General features: G+C 73.6%; 1 pseudogene. It reads left to right on the top strand.

Annotated elements, in window-relative coordinates:
• Positions 1 to 98: 98 nt before the first annotated feature.
• Positions 99 to 796 (top strand): annotated as a pseudogene (locus tag ACFW2E_RS23300) (phosphoglucomutase, alpha-D-glucose phosphate-specific); the annotation flags it as partial.

Raw genomic sequence — 796 nt, forward strand, 5'->3', positions numbered from 1 at the left:
CGTTCACCGTAACCCCGGCCCTCACCTCGGGTGCCGCTCCCCGGACAGGGGAAGATGGGTCCGCGAGCGATTGCCCGACGATGCGGAGGAGTGGGCGCATGCAGCATGACCGAGCCGGGAAGCCGGCCGGCCCCGAGGACCTGATCGACGTCGCCAGGCTGGTGACGGCGTACTACGCCGTGCACCCGGACCCGGCGGAGCCCGGCCAGCGCGTGGCCTTCGGCACCTCCGGCCACCGGGGGTCGTCCCTGGCGGCCGCGTTCAACGAGGACCACATCGCGGCCACCAGCCAGGCCATCTGCGAGTACCGCGCCGCGCAGGGCACCGACGGTCCGCTCTTCCTGGGCGCCGACACCCACGCCCTGTCCGAGCCGGCCAGGATCACCGCGCTGGAGGTCTTCGCGGCCAACGACGTGACCGTCCTGATCGACACCGCGGACGGCTACACCCCCACCCCCGCCGTCTCCCACGCCATCCTCACCCACAACCGGGGCCGCAGCACCGGCCTCGCGGACGGCGTCGTGGTCACCCCGTCGCACAACCCGCCCGCCGACGGCGGCTTCAAGTACAACCCGCCGAACGGCGGCCCGGCGGGCTCCGAGGCGACCTCCTGGATCCAGGACCGGGCCAACCGGATCATCGCCGGCGGCCTCAAGGAGGTGCGGCGGATCAGCTACGCCCGCGCCCTCGCCGCACCGGCCACCCAGCGGTACGACTTCCTCGACGCCTACGTCCGCGACCTGCCGAGCGTGCTGGACATCGACGCCATCCGGACGGCCGGGGTGCGGATCGGCGC

The sequence above is a fragment of the Streptomyces sp. NPDC058964 genome, from assembly GCF_042741275.1.
Lineage (GTDB): Bacteria > Actinomycetota > Actinomycetes > Streptomycetales > Streptomycetaceae > Streptomyces.